We start from the raw sequence: 23,306 nt of genomic DNA, 5'->3' as shown, positions 1-23,306 counted from the left end.
GGGCAACCCCCTGTCGCGCGCCAGCCGCCGGCACCGGCGCGAATTTCGATTCAGTTCGGTTCGTCAGAAGTTGCTCAGGAACCATTCCTTCATCCGCGAGAACACCTGCCCCGCGTTGCCGGACTGCACGGCGACCTTGCGGCCGCGCATGCGCTGAGCGCTGCCTTCGACGAGCAGCCCCATCGCCGTCGAGTAGCGCGGATTGCGCACGACGTCGGAGAGGCCACCTGCATACTCCGGCGCACCGATGCGCACCGGTTTCAGGAAAATGTCTTCGCCGAGCTCGACCATGCCGGGCATCATCGACGCACCGCCAGTAATGACCACGCCGGAGCTCAGCAGTTCTTCGTAACCCGATTCGCGCACGACCTGCTGCACGAGCGAGAACAGTTCCTCGACGCGCGGCTCGATCACGGCTGCGAGCGCCTGGCGCGACAGCGTGCGCGGGCCGCGTTCGCCGAGGCCCGGCACTTCCACCATTTCGTCCGGATCGGCGAGCGCCTGCTTGGCAATGCCGTAACCGACCTTGATGTCTTCCGCATCCGGCGTCGGCGTGCGCAGCGCCATCGCGATGTCGCTCGTGATCTGGTCGCCGGCGATCGGAATCACCGCGGTATGGCGGATCGCGCCTTCGGCGAAGATCGCGATGTCCGTCGTGCCGCCGCCGACGTCGACGAGCACCACGCCGAGATCCTTTTCGTCTTCCGTCAGCACGGCCAGCGACGACGCGAGCGGCTGCAGAATCAGGTCGTTCACTTCGAGCCCGCAGCGGCGCACGCACTTGACGATGTTCTGCGCGGCACTCACCGCGCCCGTCACGATGTGCACCTTCACTTCCAGCCGGATGCCGCTCATCCCGATCGGCTCGCGCACGTCTTCCTGGCCGTCGATGATGAATTCCTGCGTGAGGATGTGCAGCACCTGCTGGTCGGTCGGGATGTTGATCGCCTTCGCGGTCTCGATCACGCGCGCGACGTCGGTCTGCGTGACTTCCTTGTCCTTGATCGCGACCATCCCGCTCGAGTTGAAGCTGCGGATGTGGCTGCCCGCGATCCCCGTGAACACGTTGGTGATCTTGCAGTCGGCCATCAGCTCGGCTTCCTCGAGCGCGCGCTGGATCGACTGCACGGTGGCCTCGATGTTGACCACCACACCTTTCTTCAGACCCTTCGACTCGCTCTGGCCGAGACCGATCACCTCGTAGTGGCCTTCGCCCTTCAGCTCGGCGACGATGGCCACCACCTTCGACGTGCCGATGTCGAGGGAAACCAGCAGATCCTTGTAGTCTTTGCTCATAAAGTGCTCTTGCGTGTGATCTCTCGTTACTTCTTGCGCTTGTCGGTATCGGTCAGGAACCGCATGCCTGCCGCACGAATCGCGAATCCGTTCGGATAACGCAGGTCCGCGTACTCGATGTCGTTGCCCCAGCGCTCCGTGACAGCCGGCCATGCGGCGACCAGGCGCTGGCTCCGGTCATGCAGCGACTCGCTGTTGCGTTCCTTGCCCAGCTCGACCTGCATGCCGTTCGACAGCTTCACCGTCCACGCGTACCGCGCCGACAGCGTCACTTCTTCCGGCGCCGCCTTCAGCGGCGCAAACCATTTCCCGAAGTCGCGATACCGCGTGACGACTTCCTTCGCACTGCCCTCCGGGCCGTCGAACGCCGGCAGCTCCTGCTCCAGCTCGCCCTGGTTCGCGGTGAACAGCTCGCCGTCGACGCTCACGAGCTGGTCGCTGCCCCAGGTCCCGAGCGGTTTGTACTCCTCGAGCGTGACAGCCAGCGCATTCGGCCACACCCGGCGCACGCTCGCGTGGCGCACCCAGGGCATCTGCTCGAACGCGGCCCGCGCGGCGTCGAGATCGACCGTGAAGAAATTGCCCTTCAGCCGGCCGACCACGCCCGCGCGCACCGTCGGCGAATTGATGTGCTCGGTGTCCCCGTCGATCCGGATTTCCCGCAGCGCGAACGTCGGGCGCTGGATCAGCCAGTAGCAACCGGCCGCCGCCAACACGAGCAGCAACAGCGCGTACAGCGCGCTGGCGGCAAGGTTGAGTTGGCGAACGTTGTTCCACATACGTCGTTCCGTTCCTGCGTCAGTCGTTGAGCGTGAGCGACAGCACCTTCACGACCAGCTCCGAATAGCTGATGCCGACCGCGCGCGCGGCCTTCGGCGGCAGCGAGTGGTCGGTCATGCCCGGCGCGGTGTTCACTTCCAGGAAGTACGCGTTGCCGTCGGCGTCGAGCATGAAGTCCGCACGGCCCCAGTCGGTGCAGCCGAGCACGTCGAACGCACGGCGCGCGACGCGCTTGAGCTCCGCTTCCTTGTCGGCAGGCAGCCCGCACGGAATCAGGTATTGCGTGTCGTCGGCGATGTACTTCGCGTGATAGTCGTAGAACTCGCCGGCCGGCACGATCTTGATCACCGGCAGGTCGAGATCGCCGGCGATGCATGCGGTGTATTCGCCGCCGCCTTCGATGCTCTTCTCGACGATCACGATCGGGTCATGCGTCGCGGCTTCCGCGAGCGCGGCCGGCAGTGCGTCGGCCGTCTTCACCTTCAGCACCGCGACGCTCGAGCCCTCGCTCGCCGGCTTCACGAACAGCGGCAGGCCGAGCTTCGCGACGATGTCCGTCGCGCGTGCGGCGAGGTCGTCGCCGCGCAGCACCGTCTCGAACGGCGGCGTCGGCACGCCGGTCTGCTGCCACACGAGCTTCGTGCGGAACTTGTCGAGGCCGAGCGCCGACCCGAGCACGCCGCTGCCCGTGTAGCGAATGCCGTAGAAATCGAGCGCACCCTGGATCTGGCCGTTCTCGCCGTAGCCGCCGTGCAGCGCATTGAACGCGCGCACGAACCCTTCGTCCTTCAGCGCCGCCAGCGGGCGCTCGGCCGGGTCGAACGGGTGCGCGTCGATGCCCGCGTCGCGCAGGCCCTGCAGCACGAGCTTGCCCGACGTGAGCGACACCTCGCGCTCCGAGGACTCGCCGCCGAACAACACCGCCACCTTGCCGAAACGTTTCGGATCAATCCCGCTCATGTCATGCCTTCTGTTGAGTGTGCTGCGCAACCTTCGCCGGCACGCCGCCGATCGAACCCGCGCCCATCGTGATCACCACGTCGCCGTTCTGCGCGACCTTCGCCAATGCGTCCGGCACGTCGTCGACCGTCGCGACGAACACCGGGTCAACCTTCCCCACCGTGCGCAGCGCACGCGACAGCGCGTCGCCGTTGGCGGTCGAGATCGCCGCCTCGCCGGCCGCGTAGACTTCCGTCAGCACCAGCGCATCGACCGTCGACAGCACGTTGACGAAATCGTCGAAGCAGTCGCGCGTGCGCGTGTAGCGGTGCGGCTGGAACGCCAGCACGAGGCGACGGCCCGGGAACGCACCGCGCGCGGCCGCGATCGTCGCTGCCATTTCGACCGGGTGATGGCCGTAGTCGTCGATCAGCGTGTACTGGCCGCCGTCCGCGGTCGGCACTTCGCCGTAGCGCTGGAAGCGCCGGCCGACGCCGTTGAATTCCGCCAATGCCAGCTGGATCGCGTCGTCCGACACGCCGAGATCGGTCGCGATCGCGATCGCCGCGAGCGCGTTCTGGACGTTGTGCAGGCCCGGCATGTTCAGCACGACCGCGAGCGGCGCGCGCCCTTCGCGGATCACCGTGAAATGCATGCGGCCGTCGCGCGCATCGATGTCTTCGGCACGCACCTGCGCGTCCGGCGACAGCCCGTAGCGCACGACCGGCTTCGAGATGAACGGGATGATCTGCCGCACGTTCGGATCGTCGACGCACACGACCGCGCTGCCGTAGAACGGCAGGCGCTGCGTGAATTCGATGAACGCCTGCTTGAGCCGCGCGAAATCGTGGCCGTAGGTGTCCATGTGGTCAGCGTCGATGTTCGTGATGACTTCGATCACCGGATACAGGTTCAGGAACGACGCGTCCGATTCGTCGGCCTCGGCGACGATGAAGTCGCCCGTGCCGAGCCGCGCGTTCGCGCCGGCGCTGATCAGCCGACCGCCGATCACGAAGGTCGGATCGAGACCGCCCGCCGCGAGCACGCTCGCGACGAGGCTCGTCGTCGTGGTCTTGCCGTGCGTGCCGGCGATCGCGATGCCCTGCTTCAGGCGCATCAGCTCCGCGAGCATCACTGCGCGCTGCACGATCGGCACGCGCTTCGCGCGCGCGGCCAGCACTTCCGGGTTGTCCGAGCGCACGGCCGTCGATACGACGACCGCGTTCGCGCCCTCGATGTTCGCCGCGTCGTGGCCGATCGCGATCCGTGCGCCGAGCGCCTGGAGACGATCGGTCACCGCGTTGCGCGACAGGTCCGAGCCGCTGACCTCGTAGCCGAGGTTGACGAGCACTTCGGCGATGCCGCTCATGCCCGCGCCGCCGATCCCGACGAAATGAATGTGTTTGACGATGTGTTTCATGTCAGCCTCCGCCGGGCCGCCCCAAGGAGGCTGACCGCCCCCTCGGGGGGCAGCGAACGAAGTGAGCGTGGGGGTTGTTTCATTTAAGTTCTTCCAGGTTCGCGCCGGCCGCCTTCGCGCATACGCGCGCGACTTCGTCGGTGGCCTCGGGCTTCGCCAGCGAGCGCGAACGTTCCGCCATGTCCGCGAGCGACGCCCGCGACTGGCCGCGCAACCAGTCGGCGAGCAGTTCCGCCGACAGGTCGCGTTGTTGCACCAATACCGCCCCACCCGCATCGGCGAGGAACGCGGCGTTGTTCGTCTGGTGATCGTCGACCGCATACGGGAACGGCACGAACAGCGCCGCCACGCCCACCGCCGCGATCTCCGACACCGTCATCGCGCCCGACCGGCAGATCACGAGATCCGCCGCCGCATACGCGGCCGCCATGTCGTCGATGAACGGCACGAGCCGCACGTCTTCGCCGGCCGCGAAACCGGCCGCTTCGTAATTCGCCTTCAGCGCGTCGATGTGCTTCGCGCCGGCCTGATGCACGATGCGCGGGCGTTCGCCCGGCGTCAGCATCGCCAGCGCGCGCGGCACGACTTCGTTCAGCGCGGCCGCCCCGAGGCTGCCGCCGACGACCAGCACGTTCAGCGGGCCGCTGCGCGATGCATAGCGTGCTTTGGGCGCTTCCGTGCGCGCAAGTTCCGCGCGAATCGGGTTACCCGTCCATTCCGCGTGCGGCAGCGCACCGGGGAACGCGACAAGCACGCGTTTCGCGAATTTCGCGAGCACCTTGTTCGTCAGGCCCGCGATCGAATTCTGTTCATGCAGCACGAGCGGACGGCCCGACAGTGCAGTCATCACCCCCGCCGGGAACGTGATGTAGCCGCCCATTCCGAGCACGACGTCGGGCCGCACGCGGCGCAGCGCCGCGAGGCTCTGCCCGCATGCGCGCAGCAGGTTGAACGGCAGCGTCAGCTTGGTCTTCAGGCCCTTGCCGCGCAGCCCGCCGAACCGCACGTACTCCATCGGAATGCCGTGCTTCGGCACGAGCGTCGCTTCCATCCCGGCCGGATTGCCGAGCCACACGACGCGCCAGCCCGCCGCTTCCATCCGGTGCGCGACCGCGAGCCCCGGGAACACGTGGCCCCCGGTGCCGCCTGCCATCACCATCAGCGTGCGTTGCGACGCGGTCATACCTTCCCTCCGCGCATCAGCACCCGGTTTTCGTAGTCGACCCGCAGCAGCACCGCGAGCGCGACGCAGTTCAGCAAGATGCCCGAGCCGCCGTAGCTCACGAGCGGCAGCGTCAGGCCCTTGGTCGGCAGCAGCCCGAGGTTCACGCCCATGTTGATGAAGGTCTGCGCGCCGAACCAGATGCCGATGCCCTTCGCGGTGAGGCCCGCGAACGTGCGATCGAGCGCGAGCGCCTGGCGACCGATCTCGAACGCGCGGCGCACGATCCAGTAGAACAGCAGGATCACGACCAGCACGCCGACAAAACCGAGCTCCTCGCCGATCACCGCGAGGATGAAGTCGGTATGCGCTTCCGGCAGGTAGTTCAGCTTCTCGACGCTGCCGCCGAGGCCGACGCCGAACCACTCGCCGCGGCCGAACGCGATCAGCGAGTGCGTGAGCTGGTACGCCTTGCCCTGCGCATAGCGCTCGTCCCATGGATCCAGATACGCGAAGATCCGCTCGCGACGCCACGGCGACAGCCACACCAGCATCGTGAAGGTGCCGACCGCCGTCGCGACGAGGCCGCCGAACAGCTTGCCGTTCACGCCGCCGAGGAACAGCACGCCCATCGCGATCGCCGCGACCACCATGAACGCGCCCATGTCCGGCTCGAGCAGCAGCAGCGCACCGACCAGGCCGACCGCGAACGCCATCGGCAGGAAGCCCTTCGCGAAGCTCTGCATGTATTCCTGTTTGCGCACCGTGTAGTTCGCCGCGTAGATCGTCACCGCGAGCTTCATGATTTCCGACGGCTGCATGTTCGTGATGCCGAGCGGAATCCAGCGGCGCGCACCGTTCACGCCCTTGCCGACGTGCGGGATCAGCACGATCACGAGGCCGACGAGCGCGATCAGGAAGAGATGCGGCGCGTACTTGTCCCACGTCGACACCGGCACGCGGAACGCGATCACCGCCGCGATGAACGCGACCGTGAGCGAAATGCAGTGGCGCATCAGGAACGCGTAATCGTGATACGACGCGTATTTCGGCGAATCGGGCATCGCGATCGACGCCGAATACACCATCACGACGCCGAGCCCGAGCAGCGCGATCGCGACCCACAGCAGCGAGTAGTCGAAGTCGAGCATCCGCGAACGGCTCGGGCGCACGCCATTGACGACGCTCGCGAGGCCGCCCGTCGCGGCGCGCGTGGCGGACGCGACACGGCCGCCCGCGGCATTGCCGCCGGTGTCGCGGCGATCGTTGAAACGGGACACGAGGCGATCAGACCAGCTCATGGCGTCGCTCCTTTGTCGATGGCGATTTCGTCGACCGCCGCACGGAACACATCCGCGCGATGGGCGTAGTTCCTGAACATGTCGAGGCTCGCGCAGGCGGGCGACAGCAGCACCGCATCGCCGGGCTCCGCGAGGTCGGCCGCCGCGTGCACCGCGCCTTCGAGCGTCGCGTGGTCGGCGAGCGGCACGCCCGTTTCGGCGAGCGTGTCGCGGATCGCCGGCGCGTCGCGGCCGATCAGCATCACCGCGCGGCACCAGCGCGCGACCGGCGCGACCAGCGGTGCGAAATCCTGTCCCTTGCCGTCGCCGCCCGCGATCAGCACGATCTTCTGCGCGAGGCCGTCGAGCGCGGCAACCGTCGCGCCGACGTTCGTGCCCTTGCTGTCGTCGACGTAGTCCACGTCGTCGATCGTCGCGATCACTTCGACGCGATGTGCCTCGCCGCGGTATTCGCGCAGCGCATGCAGCAGCGGCGCGGCCGGCAGGTCGATCGCACGGGCTAGCGCGAATGCGGCCAGCGCGTTCGCCGCGTTGTGCAGCCCGCGGATACGCAGTGCATCGGCCGGCATCAGGCGCTTCTGCGCGATGTCGGGCGTATGCGCGGCGTCGCGCTTGCGCCGGCGGGTCGTCATCGCCGCTTCGTCCGGTGCGTCACGATCGACGGCTTCGACCAGCCATGCGATGCCGTTGTCACGCGACAGCCCGTAGTCGCCGTCCTGCACCGGTTCGTTCAGGCCGAACGTGACCGTGCGCGGCGCATCGGCCGCGCCGGCTGCCGGCGCGAACTTCATCACGGCCGCATCGTCGCGGTTCAGCACGCGCGTGGTCGTCGCGCCGAAGATCCGGCCCTTTGCCTGCGCATACGCGTCGAAGCTGCCGTGCCAGTCGAGGTGGTCCTGCGTGATGTTGAGGATCGCGGCCGCATCGGGCGCGAACGTGCGCGCGGTCTCGAGCTGGAAGCTCGACAGTTCGAGCACCCATACGTCGGGCAACGCGGTTTCGTCGATCGCACCGGCGAGCCGGTCGAGCATCGCCGGGCTGATGTTGCCCGCGACGGCAACCTTCTTGCCCGAGCGCTGGCACAGCAGGCCCGTGAGGCTCGTCGTCGTCGTCTTGCCGTTGGTACCCGTGATCGCGAGCACCTTCGGCTGGTAACCGCTCGTGCCGAGCGCGCGCAGCGCCTGCGCGAAGAACTCCAGCTCGCCCCACACCGCGACGCCACGTTCGTTCGCGGCCGCGACCAGCGCCGCGAGTGCCGGTTCGAGCGGCGACAGTCCGGGGCTCAGCCCGACGAGCTCGACGCCGCCGTCGAGCAGCGCAGGCGTGAACGCCCCGCCGACGAATTCCGCATCGATGCCTTCGGCCTGCAGCGCGGCAAGGTTCGGCGGCGCCTCGCGGGTATCGGCAATACGCAGCCGGCACCCGTGCCTCGCGCACCATCGCGCGATCGCGAGACCCGATTCCCCGAGCCCCAGTACGAGCACCATCGGCCGTTGCCGATCTCCAAACATCTCGCCAGACATCCTTGTTACCTTTCCTTTACCGCAGCTTGAGGGTGGTCAAACCGAACAGGCACAGCATCAGCGTGATGATCCAGAAACGCACGACCACCTGCGTTTCCTTCCAGCCGGACAATTCGAAATGGTGATGCAGCGGCGCCATCTTCAGCAGACGCCGCCCTTCGCCGTAGCGCTTTTTCGTGTACTTGAACCACGAAACCTGCAGCATCACCGACAGCGTTTCCGCGACGAAGATGCCGCCCATGATGAACAGCACGATTTCCTGGCGCACGATCACCGCGATCGTGCCGAGCGCGCCGCCGAGCGCCAGCGCGCCGACGTCGCCCATGAACACCTGCGCGGGGTGCGTGTTGTACCAGAGGAACGCGAGCCCTGCCCCGCCCATCGCGGAACAGAAGATCAGCAATTCGCCCGCGCCCGGGATGTGCGGGAACAATAGGTATTTTGAATAGACCGCGCTGCCCATCACGTACGCGAACACACCCAGCGACGCGCCGACCAGCACGACCGGCATGATCACGAGACCGTCAAGGCCGTCGGTCAGGTTCACCGCATTGCTCGCGCCGACGATCACGAAGTACGTCAGCACGATGAAGCCCCAGACGCCGAGCGGATAGCTGATCGACTTCAGGAACGGCAGCATCAGGTCGGCGCGTGCCGGCAGCCCCATCGACAGGCCGCTCCTCACCCACGCCATGAACAGGTCGAACACGCGCACGTTGTTCGCTTCGGACACGCTGAACGCGAGGTAGACGGCCGCGAACAGCCCGATCACCGACTGCCAGAAATACTTCTCGCGCGACGACATCCCGCGCGGGTCCTTGTGGACGACCTTGCGGTAATCGTCGACCCAGCCGATCACGCCGAAACCGAACGTGACGAGCATCACGATCCAGATGAAACGGTTCGTCAGGTCGCCCCACAGCAGCGTCGCGACCGCGATCCCGATCAGGATCAGCACGCCGCCCATCGTCGGCGTGCCGGACTTGACCAGGTGCGTCTGCGGACCGTCCTTGCGCACGGCCTGACCGACCTTCATTTGCGTCAGCTTGCGGATCACCCACGGTCCGCACACGAGCCCGATCCCGAGCGCGGTGATGGTGGCCATCACCGCACGGAATGTGAGGTACGTGAACAAGCGCAAAAAGCTTGCGTCTCCTTGCAGCCATTGCGCCAGCGCCAGCAGCATGCTTCCTTCCTTCTACTCAGTGTGCAGCGGGCGCCGTGCCCGCCGCGGGTTGGTTCGTCAGCGCGTCGACCACGCGCTCCATCTTCATGTACCGCGAGCCCTTCACGAGCAGCGTCGCCTGCGCGCCGTAGCCCGCCGCGAGCAGCGCGCCGACCAGCGCGCCGACGTCATCGAAATGACGGGCCGTGTCGCCGTACGCCGTGCAGGCATCGCGCGACGCGTCGCCGAGCGCGAACAGCGCGTCGATCCCGCGCTCGCGTGCGTATGCACCGACCTCGCGGTGGAAGGCCGGCCCTTCGTCGCCGACCTCACCCATGTCGCCGATCACCAGCACGCGCGGCGCCGACTGCGCGGCGAGCACGTCGATCGCGGCACGCATCGAATCGGGATTCGCGTTGTACGTATCGTCGACGACCGTCGCACCCGCGAGGCTGCCTGCGATCGCCTGCTTCACCTGCAGCCGGCCCTTGACCGGCTCGAACGATTCGAGGCCCTGCTTGATCGCCGACAGCGCGACGCCGGCGCCCAGCGCCGCGGCCGTCGCGGCCAGCGCGTTGCGTGCGTTGTGCTCGCCGAGCGCGCGCAACCGCACCGTGACGGCGCCCGCGGGCGTGTCGATCGCGAGTTCGCCGCCGTGCAGACGGCCCGTGACCTGCGCGTCGTTCTGCCGTTCGGCATCGTGCAGCGCGAAATCGAGGATCCGGTTGCCGGTCGCCGCGACGCGCCAGATACCCGCGTACGCGTCATCGGCCGGGAACACCGCAATGCCGTCCGGCGGCAGCGCGTGAATCACGGCCGCGTGTTCGAGCGCGACGGCTTCGACCGTCGCCATGAATTCCTGGTGCTCGCGCTGCGCGTTGTTGACGAGCGCGACCGTCGGCGCCGTGAGGCGTGCGAGGACTTCGGTCTCGCCCGGGTGGTTCATCCCGATCTCGATCACCGCGAGACGATGCGAGGCCGACAGGCGCAGCAGCGTCAGCGGCAGGCCGACGTCGTTGTTCAGGTTGCCGGCCGTCGCGAGCCGTGCGTCGGCGCCGACCGCCGCCGCGAAGATCGACGCGATCATTTCCTTGACGGTCGTCTTGCCGTTGCTGCCCGTCACTGCGACGAGCGGCAGCGCGAATCGTTTGCGCCAGCCATGCGCAAGCGCGCCGAGTGCGGCACGCGTTTCACCGCCTTCGATCGCCGGGATCGTAACGCCCGCCGGCACGTGCGCGACCAGCGCCGCAGCAGCACCGCGTGCAGCGACGTCGCCGAGGAAGTCGTGCGCATCGAAGCGCTCGCCTTTCAGTGCGACGAACAGGTCGCCGGGGCCGGCCGTGCGGCTGTCCGTCGATACGCGGTCGAACGTGACGCCCGCGTCGCCGTGGACGGTTGCGCCGGGGATCAGGCGAGCGGCTTCGTCGAGACTGAGCATCGTCATTCGGCGCCTCCCTTGCCGTGCGTCGCGCGCGCTGCCAGCGCGAGCCGCGCGTGATCCTGGTCGGAGAACGTGCGTTTCTTGCCCATGATTTCCTGCGTGGCCTCGTGGCCCTTGCCGGCCAGCACGACGACATCCTCGCGTGCCGCGCCGCGCACGGCCTGCAGGATCGCGCTTGCGCGATCCTCGATACGGCGTGCGTGATCGGGCGCGGTCATGCCCGCGACGATCTGGTCGATGATGCGCTGCGGATCCTCGCTGCGCGGGTTGTCGCTCGTGACGACGGTTTCATCGGCGAACCGCTCCGCGATCGCGCCCATCAGCGGGCGCTTCGTCGCATCGCGATCACCGCCGCAGCCGAACATGCAGACGAGCCGGCCGCCGCGCGCCGTGGCGATCGGGCGCAGCGCGTCGAGCGTCTTTTCGAGCGCGTCGGGCGTGTGTGCGTAATCGATCACGACGAGCGGTTCGTCATTCTGCAGCCGGCCGCCGAGCCGCTGCATCCGGCCGTTCACGGACTCGAGCCGTGCGATCTCGGTGAGCGCCGCATCGAACGGCACGTCGGCCGCGAGCAGCGAACCGAGCACCGCGAGCAGGTTGCTGACGTTGAACGTGCCGAGCGTGCCGACCTCGACGTCGGCGTCGCCCCATGACGAACGCAGACGGAACGCCGTGCCGGTCGCGGTGGCGCGCACGTCGAGCGCGGCCAGTTCGCGATCGGCGTCAGGCGCCGGCGCGTCGCCGATCCCGTACGCGATCGTGCGCACGCGGCCGGCGAGTTTCTCGAGCAGGCGCCGGCCGGCTGCGTCGTCGCGATTGACGACCGCCGCGCGCAGGCCACGCCATGCGAACAGCTTCGCCTTCGCGGCCTCGTACGCATCGAACGTGCCGTGATAGTCGAGGTGATCCTGCGTGAGGTTCGTAAACACCGCGATGTCGAAGGCCGTACCGTTCACGCGCCCCTGGTGCAGCGCGTGCGACGACACTTCCATCGCCACGGCCTTCGCGCCCGCGTCGCGCAATTGCGCGAGGCTGCGCTGCAGTTGCGGCGCGTCAGGGGTCGTGAAACCCGTCGGCACGAGGTGGCCGGGCATCCCGCTGCCGAGCGTGCCTATCACCGCGCACGGCTGGTGCAGCGCCGTCAGCGCCGTAGCGATCCATTGCGTGCACGAGGTCTTGCCGTTCGTGCCGGTCACGCCCACCGCGAGCAGGCTGTCGCTCGGGTCGCCGTACCAGCCGCTGGCGATTTCGCCGGCGAGCTGGTCGAGCGCCGGTACGGCCAGTGCAACGGGCACCGCCGGCGCAGCGGCCAGCCCTTCCGGCTGATACAGCACGGCGGCCGCACCACGCGCGACGGCGTCGGCAATGAAGGCACGATTGTCTGCCCCGTCGACTGCATACGCGACGAACACGTCGCCAGCCTTGAGGCTGCGCGTGTCGGCATGCAGTTGCGCTGCGGGTGCCACATGCTGACGCAGCCACGCAAGCGCGGCTGCGATCTGCTGATGCGCCGGATGGGAACTGCGAGCGGCGCTCATCGAACAACTCCTGGTGAATTACGCGTCGTGCTGGACACGATCATATGCTTCGCACCGCCACCCGAGGCCAGCTTTTGCGGCCCCGTCGCGGAAGGTGCTGCCGGCGAATCGTCAGACACGACGAGCTGCTTGATCGGCATGTTCGGCGGCACGTTCAGCGCACGCATCGTATCGCCGGCGATCGCCGAGAATACGGGGCCGGACACCTGGCCGCCGAAGTGGCTGCCGGCTGTCGGCTCGTCGACCGACACCGCGACGACGATGCGCGGATTCGGCATCGGCGCCATCCCGACGAACGATGCGCGGTACTTGCGCGTGTAGCCGTGACCTTCATGCTTGTACGCGGTACCGCTCTTGCCGCCGACGCGATAGCCCGGCACGGCCGCATCGGGCGACGTGCCGCCCGGCGCCACCACCGTCTCGAGCATCGCGCGCACTTCGCGCGCGGTGGTCGGGTTGAACACCTGCGTACCCACGACCGGCTGGTTGGGGTCGGTCTTGAAAATGGTCACGGGCATCAGCTCGCCGTCATGCGCGATCGCCGTGTACGCACGCGCGAGCTGGAACAGCGACACCGACAGGCCGTAGCCGTACGACATCGTCGCCTGCTCGATGCGGCGCCAGCTCTTCCACGGACGCAGGCGGCCGGCCACCGCACCCGGGAATCCGACCTTCGGCGCCTGGCCGAGGCCGATGCTCGTATACATATTCCACATTTCCTCGGGCCGCATCGTCATCGCGATCTTCGTCGCGCCGATGTTGCTCGACTTCTGGATCACGCCGCCGACCGTCAGCGTGCCGAAACCCGCGTCGTCGGTGATCGGCGCGCCGTCGAGCACGAAATGCCCGTTGCCCGTCTCGACGAGCGTGTTCGGCGTCACGCGGTGCAGGTCGAGCGCGAGCGACACCGTAAACGGCTTCATGATCGAGCCCGGCTCGAACACGTCGGTCATGATCCGGTTGCGCAGCTGTTCGCCCGTCATGCGCGAGCGGTCGTTCGGGTTGTACGTCGGGTAGTTGACGAGTGCGAGCACCTCGCCGGTGCGCACGTCGACGACCATCGCCGCGCCGGCCTTCGCCTTGAACTTCTCGACGGCAGCCTTCAGGTTCGCGTACGCGATGTACTGGATCTTGCTGTCGATCGACAGGTCGACGTCGGTACCGTTGTGCGGCGGGATCTGCTCCGCGACGTCCTCGACGATGTGCCCCATCCGGTCCTTGATCACGCGCCGCACACCCGACGTGCCGGACAGCATCTTCTGGTCGCCCAGTTCGACGCCTTCCTGCCCTTCGTCCTCGACGTTCGTGAAACCGATCAGGTGAGCGGTGATCTCGCCTTCCGGATAGAAGCGCTTGTATTCGTTGCGCTGATTGATACCGGGAATGTCGAGCGCGGCGACCTTGTCCGCGACGTCGAGCGGCACCTGGCGCTTGACGTAGACGAACCCCTTGTCTTCCGACAGCTTCACGCGCAGTTCCTTCGGCGTCATGCCGAGGAGCTTGCCGAGCTGGTTGACCTTGTCGGCATCGAGATCGTCCGGCACCGCGTCGGGAATCGCCCAGATCGCGCGCACCGGCAGGCTCGTCGCGAGCACGAGCCCGTTACGGTCGAGAATCTTGCCGCGCGTCGCCGGCAGCTCGAGCGTGCGCTGGTAGCGGCTTTCGCCCTGCTTCTGGTAGAACGCGTTGCCCGGCCCCTGGATCCAGAACGCACGCGCGGCCAGCGCGACGAACGCCATGAACAGCATGAACACGACGAGCTTCGAGCGCCACATCGGCAGATGCACGCCCAGCACGGGGCTGGACGAGAACTTCACGTTCTGGCGCTTCTGGGACGGCTTCATCGCGCGCCCCCCTTGCCCTTGCCAACCGTGTCCGCCGACGCCGGGATCGGTGCGTCGATCGCCTTCGCGGCGCCCGGCGACAGCGTCAGGTATTGCGTGCGGCCGGTCGTGATCGGCTGCATCTTCAGCGAATCGTTCGCGAGCTGCTCGATGCGCGACGTCTTCGACAGCGCGCTCTGCTGATATTGAAGCTGCGCGTAGTCCTGCTGGAGCTGACGCTCCTGCGACTGCGCGCGCTGCAGCTGGATGAAGATCTGGCGCTGCTGATTCGTCGAATTGACGACCGACAGCGCGCAACCCATCACGATGATCAGCAGGAAGATATTGAAGCGGCTCATGGCGTGACGCGCTCCGCAATGCGCATCACGGCGGAGCGGGCGCGCGGATTCGCGGCGACTTCCGCGTCACTTGGAAACTGGCGGCTGATGATCTTGAGCGGCGGACTCGGGAGGTCGACGGCACGGATCGGCAGGCGACGATCGACCGCAGGCGCACTCGCGTGCGCCTGCATGAATCGCTTGACGATCCGGTCCTCGAGTGAATGAAAGCTGATGACCACCAGCCGCCCCCCTTGATCCAGCAACGACAGTGCCGCGTCTAGTACGACTTGCAGGTCCGCAAGCTCTTGATTGACGTGAATCCGTATAGCCTGAAAGGTGCGGGTTGCCGGATCCTTGCCCTTCTCACGGGTTTTGACGACGTGACCCACGATTTGGGCAAGCTCGCCCGTGGTGTCGAGAGGCCCAAGACGGTCGGACTCTGCCCGGCGAGCAACAAGCGCCTTTGCAATCTGAAAAGCAAACCGTTCTTCCCCATAATCCCGTATCACCTCCGTCAATTCCTGCACCGAAGCCCGTGCGAGCCATTCCGCCGCCGACTCGCCGCGCGTCGGATCCATCCGCATGTCCAGCGGACCATCGGCGCGGAAGCTGAAGCCGCGCGCCGGATCGTCCACCTGCGGCGAGGACACGCCCAGGTCGAGCAACACACCCGACACCTTCTCGACGCCGCGCGCCGCAAGCGCGTCGCGCATCGATGCAAAGCTGTCATGCACGATCGAGAAGCGCGCATCCTCGATGCCCTGCGCCGTCTCGATCGCTCTCGGATCCTTGTCGAACGCGATCAGCCGCCCGGCCGGCGACAGCCGCGCGAGCACCGCGCGGCTATGGCCGCCGCGCCCGAACGTGCCGTCGACATAGATGCCGTCCGGTCGCGTCACGAGCGAGTCGACCGCTTCGTCCAACAACACGGTCCGATGCTGCAATTCGTTTCCCATCGCGGGCGTCTCCGTCACCGCAATCAGAACGTGAAATTCTTCAGCGCGTCGGGCATGCCCTGCGCCATCGCTGCCTGCTCCTTCGCGTTGTAGGTTTGCGAATCCCACAGCTCGAAGTGACTACCCATTCCCAACAACATGACTTCCTTTTCCAGTCCGGCTGCCATGCGCAGCTCGGGCGATACGAGAATCCGGCCCGCGCTGTCGAGATCGACATCCATCGCATTGCCGAGAAAAATGCGCCGCCACCAGTGCGCGTCCATCGGCAGCGCGGCGATCTTGGCGCGGAATACTTCCCATTCGGGGCGCGGAAACAGCAACAGGCAGCCGTCCGGGTGCTTGGTCACAGTCACCCGTCCTTCTGCCTGTCCTTGCAGCGCTTCGCGATAGCGAGCCGGCACCGACATCCGCCCTTTCGCATCGAGCGTCAGCGCCGACGCCCCTTGGAACACTTTCCGCTCTCCCGTTCAGGGCACCGAAGCACCCGCTACATGCTGAGAATTTAGCCGGAATAGCCCGCCAAATCACACAAAAATACACTTTCTCACACTGTCTCCCACTTTAGAGGAAGGGTGTGGCACGGTCAAGGGAGCGGCCCGCTTTTTTGACGAATTTTGTTAGTTAGAACAAGGACTTACGCGCACATGCTCATGCGGCCCCTCATTCCAAAAACCGTTATAAATGAATGAGCTAGTGCAACTTGTGAAGGTGATACGTGAGAAAGACGGGCCAGACGGGTGTGCGGACGGGGCTTTCGGGGGCGGGAAAACGAGGAATAAACGGGCGGTATCAGCGGTGGGAACCGGGGCGACGTCACGCATCGCCCCGGTGTGAATCTCACAGATAGTACGCAGTGCTCGTCATGACTTTCGATGCGGCGCGCATCAGCATCCGTGCGGGCAGCGGCAGCTCGATCCCGCCTGCGTCGGCCGCGGCCTTGCCGTGCTTCACTTCGTCGATACGCATCTGGTCGACGATCGCGCGCGACGCAGTATCGGCCGCCGGCAACTCGGACATATGGCCTTCGAGATGGCTCTCGACCTGCCGTTCGGTCTCGGCCATGAAGCCGAGGCTGACCTTGTCGCCGAGCGCGCCGGCCGCGACGCCGATCGCGAGCGAACCCGCATACCAGAGCGGGTTCAGCAGGCTCGGGCGCGAGTCGAGCTCTTTCAGGCGGTGCGCAGTCCACGCGAGGTGGTCCTCCTCCTCGCGCGCAGCCTCTTCGAACATCGCCTTTGCCGACGCCGTGCGCGCGGTGAGTTTCTGCGCCTGGTACAACGCCTGCGCGCAGACCTCGCCGACATGGTTCACGCGCATCAGCCCGGCGGCATGCGTGCGCTCCGCAGGCGTCATTTCGACGGCCGGCGCCTCGGCCGGCGCGGGCACCGGCCGGCTCATCCGGCTAATGCCGGTCAGCGATCGCAGGCCGCGATCGAATTCACTGATCAGTTCATCAAACACTATCCTGTTCTCCTGGCTGCAGGTGCTGCCGCGAGCGGCAAGGGCACGAGTCCGCTGCGTAACCGACTTGATTATTCAGCGGAAATTGCGGTTAACCCGTGATTTTAACCATTGTTGCATAAAGGAAACATGGCGACCTTGAGCTGCGGCATTTCGCTTTGTGGCAAAAAACGGTTTTGCTACATTACGTGCGACTTCTTGCGAAGTTGATGGGGCCCGTCAACAGAACATAACTATCCGCCCCGCCAGAAAAATTCAGTGAATTTTGGAGATCCGTTAATGAAAAAGTCGCTTCTCGCGCTCGTCGCGCTGGGCGCGTTCGCTGGCGCTGCCCATGCGCAAAGCAGCGTGACGCTTTACGGCATCATCGATGAAGGCCTGCTCTTCAACAACAACGCAGGCGGCAAGCACCTGTACAGCATGGCCAGCGGCGTGATGCAAGGCAGCCGCTTCGGCTTGCGCGGCACCGAAGACCTCGGTGGCGGCCTGAAGGCGATCTTCACCCTCGAAAACGGTTTCGACGTGAACAGCGGCAAGCTCGGTCAGGGCGGCCTGATGTTCGGTCGTCAGGCTTACGTCGGCCTGTCGAGCCAGTACGGTACGGTCACGCTGGGTCGTCAATACGACTCCGTCGTCGACTTCGTCGGCCCGCTCGAGGCTGGCGACCAGTGGGGCGGCTACATCGCCGCTCACCCGGGTGACCTCGACAACTTCAACAACGCGTACCGCGTGAACAACGCGATCAAGTACACGAGCCCGACCTACTCCGGCTTCTCGTTCGGCGGCTTGTACAGCCTCGGCGGCATCGCAGGCCAGTTCTCGAAGAACCAGGTCTGGTCGCTCGGCGCAGGCTACAACAACGGCCCGCTGGTCCTGGGCGTCGGCTACTTGAACGCACGTACGCCGGGCAACGCCGGCGGCATGTTCAACAATGGTTCGACGGCTTCGGCTGCTCCGGTCACGTCGCCGGTCTACGGCGCGTACGCGAACAACGCGAACACGTACCAGGTCATCGGTGCGGGCGGTGCGTACACGTTCGGCGCGGCGACGATCGGCGCGACGTACTCGAACACGAAGTTCAAGGGCTTCTCGGTTGGCCCGTACGTGAACCAGACGGCGACGTTCAACAACGGCGAAATCAACTTCAAGTATCAGCTGACCCCGGCGTTGATCCTCGGCGCAGCGTACGACTACACGCAAGGCAGCAAGATCGACAGCGCCTCGGCAGCCAAGTACCACCAGGGCTCGGTCGGCGTCGACTACTTCCTGTCGAAGCGCACGGACGTCTACGTGATCGGCGTGTACCAGCATGCATCGGGCAATGCGCTCGACGCAGAAGGCAACGTCGTCAAGGCGACGGCAGCGATCAATGGTCTCAGCGGTTCGAGCACCAGCAACCAGGTCGCGGCACGCGTCGGTATCCGTCACAAGTTCTAATCAGCTTGTTTGACAAGCCGCAGCATATTGAAGGCGCCTTCGGGCGCCTTTTTCTTTTCCGGTCGGTAAAGCCGCAAAGCTGGAGCGCGGCGAATCGTACCGGCTGCGACAAGCTGGTCGCAGGGGACGCCATGCCGTCCCTGCCGCGTCGAAACGCACCGCCGCCACCGCAAACCCATTCCGGAAGCCGCGTCGTTCGAATACAGCCTCGCCGGGGCCGCGCAGCAAACAAAAAAAGCCCGGCACAAGCCGGGCTTTTCCATTCGATCGACTGCGGCGTTACGCGCGTCCGTCGCGCAGTTCGCGCCGCAGGATCTTGCCGACGTTCGTTTTCGGCAGCTCGGTACGGAACTCGACCAGCTTCGGCCGCTTGTAGCCGGTGAGCCGCTCCTTGCAGTAGGCCAGGATGTCCTTGTCGGTAAGCGCCGGATCCTTCTTCACGATGAACAGCTTCACGGCTTCGCCGGAATGCTCGTCGGGCACGCCGACCGCCGCCACCTCGAACACGCCCGGGTGCGACGCCACCACGTCCTCGACTTCGTTCGGATACACGTTGAAGCCCGATACGAGAATCATGTCCTTCTTCCGGTCGACGATCTTCACGTAACCGCGCGCATCCATCACGCCGACGTCGCCCGTCTTGAAGAAGCCGTCCGCGAACATGACCTTCGCGGTCTCGTCCGGCCGGTTCCAGTAGCCGGCCATCACCTGCGGCCCGCGAATGCAGATCTCGCCGGGTTCGCCGAGCGCGACGTCGTTGCCCGCGTCGTCGCGAATCGCCACTTCGGTCGACGGCAGCGGCAAGCCGATCGTCCCGCTGTATTCGGTCGCGGTCACGGGGTTGCAGGTCGCCACCGGCGACGTTTCGGACAGCCCGTATCCTTCGATGATCGCCGTATGGGTCTTTTCATACCAGCGTTTCGCGACGCCTTCCTGGATCGCCATGCCGCCGCCGTTGGCGATCACGAGCTTCGACAGGTCGAGCTGGTTGAATTCCGGGTGGTTCAGCAGTGCGTTGTACAGCGTGTTGACCGCCGGGATCGTCGAGATCTGGTAGCCCTTCAGTTCCTTGATCATGCCCGCGATGTCGCGCGGGTTCGGGATCAGGATGCCCATGCCGCCCGTACGCAGCGTCAGGAAACCGCAGACGGTCAGCGCGAACACGTGATACAGCGGCAGCGCGACAACCGTCACGAACTGTTTCACCTCCGGAAACTTCTCATGCGCCGGATGATGCCAGGCGCCCGCCTGCAGCACGTTCGACACGATGTTCCGGTGCAGCAGCGTCGCGCCCTTCGCGACGCCCGTCGTACCGCCCGTGTATTGCAGGAACGCGACGTCGTCGGGGCCGACCTTCTGCGCCTTGAATGCCTGACGCGCGCCTTCCGACAGCGCGGCCTTGAAGCGCGTGAACGACGGCAGCTGCCAGGCAGGCACCATCTTCTTCACGTTGCGCACGACGTAGTTGACGAGCCATCCCTTGATGCCCAGCAGATCGCCCATCGATGCGACGACAACGTGCTTGACGCTCGTATTCGCGATGACGGCCTGCAGCGTCGACGCGAAATTCTCGAGGATGACGATCGCCTCCGCACCGCTATCCTTCAGCTGATGTTCGAGCTCGCGCGGCGTATAGAGCGGGTTGACGTTGACGACGGTGTAGCCCGCGCGCAGTACCGCGACGATCGCCACGGGATACTGCAGCACGTTCGGCATCATGATCGCGACGCGCGCCCCGCGCGCCAGCCCCCGCGATTGCAGCCAGGCGCCGAACTGGCGCGACAGCTTGTCGAGTTCACCGTACGTGATGCCCTTGCCCATGCAGACGAACGCCGTGCGGTCGCGATACTGCCGGAAGCTTTCGTCGAGCAGGTCTGGGACAGAGGGATAAGGAGACGCGTCAATTTCGGCTGGAACGCCGGGTGGGTACGATTTCAGCCAAATTTTGTCCATACTGCGCGTCTCCTCACAGATTTTCGAATGGTCGTGCTAAAACGCATCGTAACGGCTCGACCGTCCCGAGACAACAGGGTTAGATGTCCACTTCGAACTTCCGTGGAAAATCGTCTGATCATACGGTGATATCCGATCAAATGCGTTCAACTTCCACAAGGCAATCGTAAAACGTCGCCGAATTGCCAAGATCGGTGAGCGCCTGGCTCGTCACCTCGTTCGCGTTCCTGCCGTCCGGTGACAGCTTCTTCCACCAGATCGACAGCCCGACGACGAGCCCTGCACGTGCGCGATCGGTAATTCTCGCGAGCGCCTGCATCGATCCGCGGTCGTTGAAGATGCGTACAAGGTCGCCCTCGACGATGCCGCGCACGTCTGCGTCGGACGGGTGGATGTCGAGATGCGGCTCGCCTTCGGTATGACGCAGGCTGTCGACGTTCACGAACGTGCTGTTCAGGAAGTGGCGAGCCGGTGGCGAAATCATCGCGAGCGGATAGCGTGCGGCGAGCTCAGGCGCGGCTTCTGCAGACTCGAACGGCGGCAGGTAGTCGGGCACGGGGTCCACGCCCATCTGCTCGAGCCGCGGGCTATAGAACTCGCACTTGCCGGACGGCGTACGGAAACCGCCATTCGCGAACGGCGCCTCCGGCAGCTTGAGCTTCAGCCAGCCATCGCGCTTCAGCGTGTCCCAATCGCTGTCGAGCGCGGGATCGTCCCAGCGGAGCGCCGCACGTGCGACCTCTTCATCGCTGTGATAAAGCGCGGGCTCGTCGAGCCTCATGCTGCGCGCGATGCCGCGGAAGATCTCCGTATTCGGCCGCGCTTCTCCCACCGGGGAAATCGACGGCAGGTTCGCCATCACGTAGGTGTGGCCGTACGATTTGTGGATGTCCAGATGCTCGAGTTGCGTGGTTGCGGGCAACACAATGTCGGCGAAATCGACGGTATCTGTCTTGAAATGCTCGAGAACGACCGTGAACAGATCGTCGCGCGCGAACCCCGCGGCGACCTTCGAAGAATCCGGCGCGACGGCTACCGGATTCGAGTTGTACACGATCACCGCCTCGACTTTCGGCCCGAAGGCTGCATCGCCCGGGTGCAACAGCGCGTCGCCGATCGCGTTCATGTTGATGATGCGCGGCAGCGTGTGCGGCCAACCCGGCATCAAATCCGGGCGCAGCAGCGCCGCCTGGTTGACCGGTGCGGATTCCGACGACGAGAGCAACAGCCCGCCAGCGCGATCCCGCCATGCCCCCGTCAGCGCAGGCAGGCTTGCGATCGCGCGTACGGCGTTGCCACCGCCGCGAACGCGCTGCATGCCATAGTTGAGGCGGATCGATGCCTTGCGGGTAGCGCCGTAACGACGCGCAAGGTCGACCAGCTCCGACGCGTCGATATCGCAGATCTGCGCGACGCGCTCCGGCGGATAGGACATCGCCCGCTCCTTGAGCGCGTCGAAACCGAGCGTATGGCTGGCGATGTAGTCGTGATCGAGCAGGTCTTCGGTAATCAGCACGTGCATCATGCCGAGTGCGAACGCGCCATCGGTGCCGGGTTTCAATGCGATATGCTGATGGCACTTCTCCGCTGTCAGCGAACGGTACGGATCGATCGCGACCAGACGTGCGCCTCGGCGCTTCGCTTCCTGCGCGCGCGTCCAGAAGTGCAGACTCGACGCGATCGGGTTCGCCCCCCAGATCAGAATCAGTTCGCTTTCCTCGAAATGCTCGAGGTGCATGCCAAGACTGCCACCATAGGTGTAACGCAACCCCGCTGCACCGGCCGCCGCGCAGATCGTGCGCTCCAGCCGCGACGCGCCGAGCTTGTGGAAGAACCGCTGGGCAATGCCCTCCCCTTGCACGAGCCCCATCGTCCCGGCGTAGCTGTAGGGCATGATCGCTTCGGGTGCGCGCGCCGCGATTTCACCGAGACGACGGCCGATCTCATCGAACGCCTCGTCCCAACTGATCGGTACGAAATGCCCTTCCCCTTTCGCGCCGATGCGCTTGAGCGGGACGGTGAGGCGGTCGGGGTGATGAACGCGATCGGCATATCGGCTGACTTTCGTGCACAACACGCCTTGTGTCGGCGGATGGTCGGGATCGCCCGTGACCTTGATCGCCTTGCCGTTTTCGACAGTCACACGCATTGCGCACGTGTCCGGACAATCATGCGGGCAAACGGCCCGGGCTACCTGGATGGCGGCGTTCATCGTTTTGAGTGCAAGGATGGGGATCCGCAAATTTTACGTGGACACGCCGAATAAAGCGTTCATTTCGTGCGGATTCTGCGTGATCTGACCGAAAAGCGATTGGAGGAAGTGGCGGAGTTTCGGCGGTCCCGTGCTTCTTCCGCAGGGGGACTTGCATGGTCAATCCGCCACTCGTCGGCGACGATGAAAAGCAGATCATGCACGGCGGTGCCAACCGATACACGAGGAAGAAGGAAGTGCAGCTTTGATCGGAGATACGATCAATAGACGAAGGGATCGCGAATGATATCTACCAATCAGGGAACCGGCAGCTGCGATTGGTTGCACGTGGAAGGGGTGAGGTGGAAACTTCAGCCAGGCCGCCCATCCCGATCCCCCATGTATTTCCGCCGCTGAAATGCAAAAACCCCCGCCTTTCGGGCGGGGGTTCTTGGCTTAGGGAGCCTGACGATTACCTACTTTCACACGGGAATCCGCACTATCATCGGCGTAGAGTCGTTTCACGGTCCTGTTCGGGATGGGAAGGGGTGGGACCGACTCGCTATGGTCATCAGGCAA

The 23,306-nt window shown here is 65.6% G+C and carries 18 protein-coding genes and 1 rRNA gene; 1 reads left to right on the top strand and 18 read right to left on the bottom strand.

Annotation, left to right across the window (positions count from 1 at the left end):
* Positions 1 to 63: 63 nt before the first annotated feature.
* From ftsA to coq7, 15 genes are all read right to left on the bottom strand, one after another.
* Positions 64 to 1,296: a cell division protein FtsA gene (gene ftsA, locus G3O06_RS29230; protein ID WP_165582120.1), complete on the bottom strand. Its 1,233-nt coding sequence runs from the start codon at positions 1,294 to 1,296 to the stop codon at positions 64 to 66.
* Positions 1,297 to 1,322: 26 nt separating this feature from the next.
* On the bottom strand, positions 1,323 to 2,075 hold the full coding sequence (locus G3O06_RS29225; protein ID WP_011350842.1) for a cell division protein FtsQ/DivIB: 753 nt from the start codon (positions 2,073 to 2,075) through the stop codon (positions 1,323 to 1,325).
* 19 nt (positions 2,076 to 2,094) lie between these two features.
* Complete coding sequence (locus G3O06_RS29220) at positions 2,095 to 3,036, bottom strand: D-alanine--D-alanine ligase (RefSeq protein WP_011350841.1); 942 nt, start codon at positions 3,034 to 3,036, stop codon at positions 2,095 to 2,097.
* Between the two features lies 1 nt (position 3,037).
* Positions 3,038 to 4,435, bottom strand: coding sequence for a UDP-N-acetylmuramate--L-alanine ligase (murC, locus tag G3O06_RS29215; protein ID WP_174916804.1), 1,398 nt, complete (start codon positions 4,433 to 4,435; stop codon positions 3,038 to 3,040).
* A 79-nt stretch (positions 4,436 to 4,514) separates the two neighbouring features.
* On the bottom strand, positions 4,515 to 5,618 hold the full coding sequence (murG, locus tag G3O06_RS29210) for an undecaprenyldiphospho-muramoylpentapeptide beta-N-acetylglucosaminyltransferase (RefSeq protein WP_174916803.1): 1,104 nt from the start codon (positions 5,616 to 5,618) through the stop codon (positions 4,515 to 4,517).
* Positions 5,615 to 6,898 carry a putative lipid II flippase FtsW gene (gene ftsW, locus G3O06_RS29205; RefSeq protein WP_174916802.1) on the bottom strand — a complete coding sequence of 428 codons (1,284 nt, stop codon included), beginning with the start codon at positions 6,896 to 6,898 and terminating at the stop codon, positions 5,615 to 5,617. The genes murG and ftsW overlap by 4 nt, the downstream gene beginning before the upstream one ends.
* Positions 6,895 to 8,409 carry a UDP-N-acetylmuramoyl-L-alanine--D-glutamate ligase gene (gene murD / locus G3O06_RS29200; protein WP_205818322.1) on the bottom strand — a complete coding sequence of 505 codons (1,515 nt, stop codon included), beginning with the start codon at positions 8,407 to 8,409 and terminating at the stop codon, positions 6,895 to 6,897. Before murD ends, ftsW begins: the two co-directional genes overlap by 4 nt.
* 28 nt (positions 8,410 to 8,437) lie before the next feature.
* On the bottom strand, positions 8,438 to 9,607 hold the full coding sequence (mraY, locus tag G3O06_RS29195; RefSeq protein ID WP_174916800.1) for a phospho-N-acetylmuramoyl-pentapeptide-transferase: 1,170 nt from the start codon (positions 9,605 to 9,607) through the stop codon (positions 8,438 to 8,440).
* 16 nt (positions 9,608 to 9,623) lie between these two features.
* Complete coding sequence (murF, locus tag G3O06_RS29190; protein WP_174972156.1) at positions 9,624 to 11,030, bottom strand: UDP-N-acetylmuramoyl-tripeptide--D-alanyl-D-alanine ligase; 1,407 nt, start codon at positions 11,028 to 11,030, stop codon at positions 9,624 to 9,626.
* Positions 11,027 to 12,565, bottom strand: coding sequence for a UDP-N-acetylmuramoyl-L-alanyl-D-glutamate--2,6-diaminopimelate ligase (locus tag G3O06_RS29185; RefSeq protein ID WP_205818314.1), 1,539 nt, complete (start codon positions 12,563 to 12,565; stop codon positions 11,027 to 11,029). Before G3O06_RS29185 ends, murF begins: the two co-directional genes overlap by 4 nt.
* Positions 12,562 to 14,409, bottom strand: coding sequence for a penicillin-binding protein 2 (locus G3O06_RS29180; RefSeq protein ID WP_205818313.1), 1,848 nt, complete (start codon positions 14,407 to 14,409; stop codon positions 12,562 to 12,564). The genes G3O06_RS29185 and G3O06_RS29180 overlap by 4 nt, the downstream gene beginning before the upstream one ends.
* Positions 14,406 to 14,747 carry a cell division protein FtsL gene (gene ftsL / locus G3O06_RS29175; RefSeq protein ID WP_174972162.1) on the bottom strand — a complete coding sequence of 114 codons (342 nt, stop codon included), beginning with the start codon at positions 14,745 to 14,747 and terminating at the stop codon, positions 14,406 to 14,408. Before ftsL ends, G3O06_RS29180 begins: the two co-directional genes overlap by 4 nt.
* Positions 14,744 to 15,685 (bottom strand): 16S rRNA (cytosine(1402)-N(4))-methyltransferase RsmH, encoded by a 942-nt coding sequence (gene rsmH, locus G3O06_RS29170; RefSeq protein WP_205818312.1) that lies wholly within the window; start codon positions 15,683 to 15,685, stop codon positions 14,744 to 14,746. The genes ftsL and rsmH overlap by 4 nt, the downstream gene beginning before the upstream one ends.
* 23 nt (positions 15,686 to 15,708) lie before the next feature.
* Positions 15,709 to 16,137, bottom strand: a complete 429-nt coding sequence (gene mraZ / locus G3O06_RS29165; RefSeq protein WP_006487094.1) for a division/cell wall cluster transcriptional repressor MraZ — start codon at positions 16,135 to 16,137, stop codon at positions 15,709 to 15,711.
* A 385-nt stretch (positions 16,138 to 16,522) separates the two neighbouring features.
* Positions 16,523 to 17,149, bottom strand: a complete 627-nt coding sequence (gene coq7, locus G3O06_RS29160; protein ID WP_205818321.1) for a 2-polyprenyl-3-methyl-6-methoxy-1,4-benzoquinone monooxygenase — start codon at positions 17,147 to 17,149, stop codon at positions 16,523 to 16,525.
* Positions 17,150 to 17,425: 276 nt separating this feature from the next.
* Here coq7 and G3O06_RS29155 point away from each other — a divergent pair, with 276 nt between their 5' ends.
* Positions 17,426 to 18,583: a porin gene (locus tag G3O06_RS29155; protein ID WP_174916795.1), complete on the top strand. Its 1,158-nt coding sequence runs from the start codon at positions 17,426 to 17,428 to the stop codon at positions 18,581 to 18,583.
* 279 nt (positions 18,584 to 18,862) lie between these two features.
* Here the strand turns inward: G3O06_RS29155 and G3O06_RS29150 are convergent, their stop codons facing one another.
* From G3O06_RS29150 to rrf, 3 genes are all read right to left on the bottom strand, one after another.
* A complete protein-coding gene (locus G3O06_RS29150; protein WP_174919080.1) occupies positions 18,863 to 20,536 on the bottom strand; it encodes a long-chain fatty acid--CoA ligase in 1,674 nt (557 codons plus the stop codon).
* Between the two features lie 136 nt (positions 20,537 to 20,672).
* Complete coding sequence (locus G3O06_RS29145) at positions 20,673 to 22,748, bottom strand: molybdopterin oxidoreductase family protein (RefSeq protein ID WP_174972164.1); 2,076 nt, start codon at positions 22,746 to 22,748, stop codon at positions 20,673 to 20,675.
* Between the two features lie 442 nt (positions 22,749 to 23,190).
* Positions 23,191 to 23,303, bottom strand: a 5S ribosomal RNA gene (gene rrf, locus G3O06_RS29140).
* Between the last annotated feature and the right edge of the window lie 3 nt (positions 23,304 to 23,306).

The sequence above is a fragment of the Burkholderia sp. Ac-20345 genome, assembly GCF_017104825.1.
In the GTDB taxonomy this organism is placed as follows: Bacteria; Pseudomonadota; Gammaproteobacteria; order Burkholderiales; family Burkholderiaceae; genus Burkholderia; species Burkholderia lata_B.
Note: the sequence above shows the minus strand (reverse complement) of the source record. Positions and strands in the feature narration are given on the sequence as shown.

Excerpts from the sequence above, each read along its gene's own strand:
- ftsL (WP_174972162.1), bottom strand. The coding sequence starts at position 14,747 with ATGAGCCGCTTCAATATCTTCCTGCTGATCATCGTGATGGGTTGCGCG.
- G3O06_RS29150 (WP_174919080.1), bottom strand. The coding sequence starts at position 20,536 with ATGGACAAAATTTGGCTGAAATCGTACCCACCCGGCGTTCCAGCCGAA.
- G3O06_RS29145 (WP_174972164.1), bottom strand. The coding sequence starts at position 22,748 with ATGAACGCCGCCATCCAGGTAGCCCGGGCCGTTTGCCCGCATGATTGT.
- rsmH (WP_205818312.1), bottom strand. The coding sequence starts at position 15,685 with ATGGGAAACGAATTGCAGCATCGGACCGTGTTGTTGGACGAAGCGGTC.
- G3O06_RS29155 (WP_174916795.1), top strand. The coding sequence starts at position 17,426 with ATGAAAAAGTCGCTTCTCGCGCTCGTCGCGCTGGGCGCGTTCGCTGGC.
- G3O06_RS29220 (WP_011350841.1), bottom strand. The coding sequence starts at position 3,036 with ATGAGCGGGATTGATCCGAAACGTTTCGGCAAGGTGGCGGTGTTGTTC.
- murF (WP_174972156.1), bottom strand. The coding sequence starts at position 11,030 with ATGACGATGCTCAGTCTCGACGAAGCCGCTCGCCTGATCCCCGGCGCA.
- murG (WP_174916803.1), bottom strand. The coding sequence starts at position 5,618 with ATGACCGCGTCGCAACGCACGCTGATGGTGATGGCAGGCGGCACCGGG.
- ftsW (WP_174916802.1), bottom strand. The coding sequence starts at position 6,898 with ATGAGCTGGTCTGATCGCCTCGTGTCCCGTTTCAACGATCGCCGCGAC.
- murC (WP_174916804.1), bottom strand. The coding sequence starts at position 4,435 with ATGAAACACATCGTCAAACACATTCATTTCGTCGGGATCGGCGGCGCG.
- murD (WP_205818322.1), bottom strand. The coding sequence starts at position 8,409 with ATGTTTGGAGATCGGCAACGGCCGATGGTGCTCGTACTGGGGCTCGGG.
- mraY (WP_174916800.1), bottom strand. The coding sequence starts at position 9,607 with ATGCTGCTGGCGCTGGCGCAATGGCTGCAAGGAGACGCAAGCTTTTTG.
- G3O06_RS29180 (WP_205818313.1), bottom strand. The coding sequence starts at position 14,409 with ATGAAGCCGTCCCAGAAGCGCCAGAACGTGAAGTTCTCGTCCAGCCCC.
- G3O06_RS29225 (WP_011350842.1), bottom strand. The coding sequence starts at position 2,075 with ATGTGGAACAACGTTCGCCAACTCAACCTTGCCGCCAGCGCGCTGTAC.
- ftsA (WP_165582120.1), bottom strand. The coding sequence starts at position 1,296 with ATGAGCAAAGACTACAAGGATCTGCTGGTTTCCCTCGACATCGGCACG.
- G3O06_RS29185 (WP_205818314.1), bottom strand. The coding sequence starts at position 12,565 with ATGAGCGCCGCTCGCAGTTCCCATCCGGCGCATCAGCAGATCGCAGCC.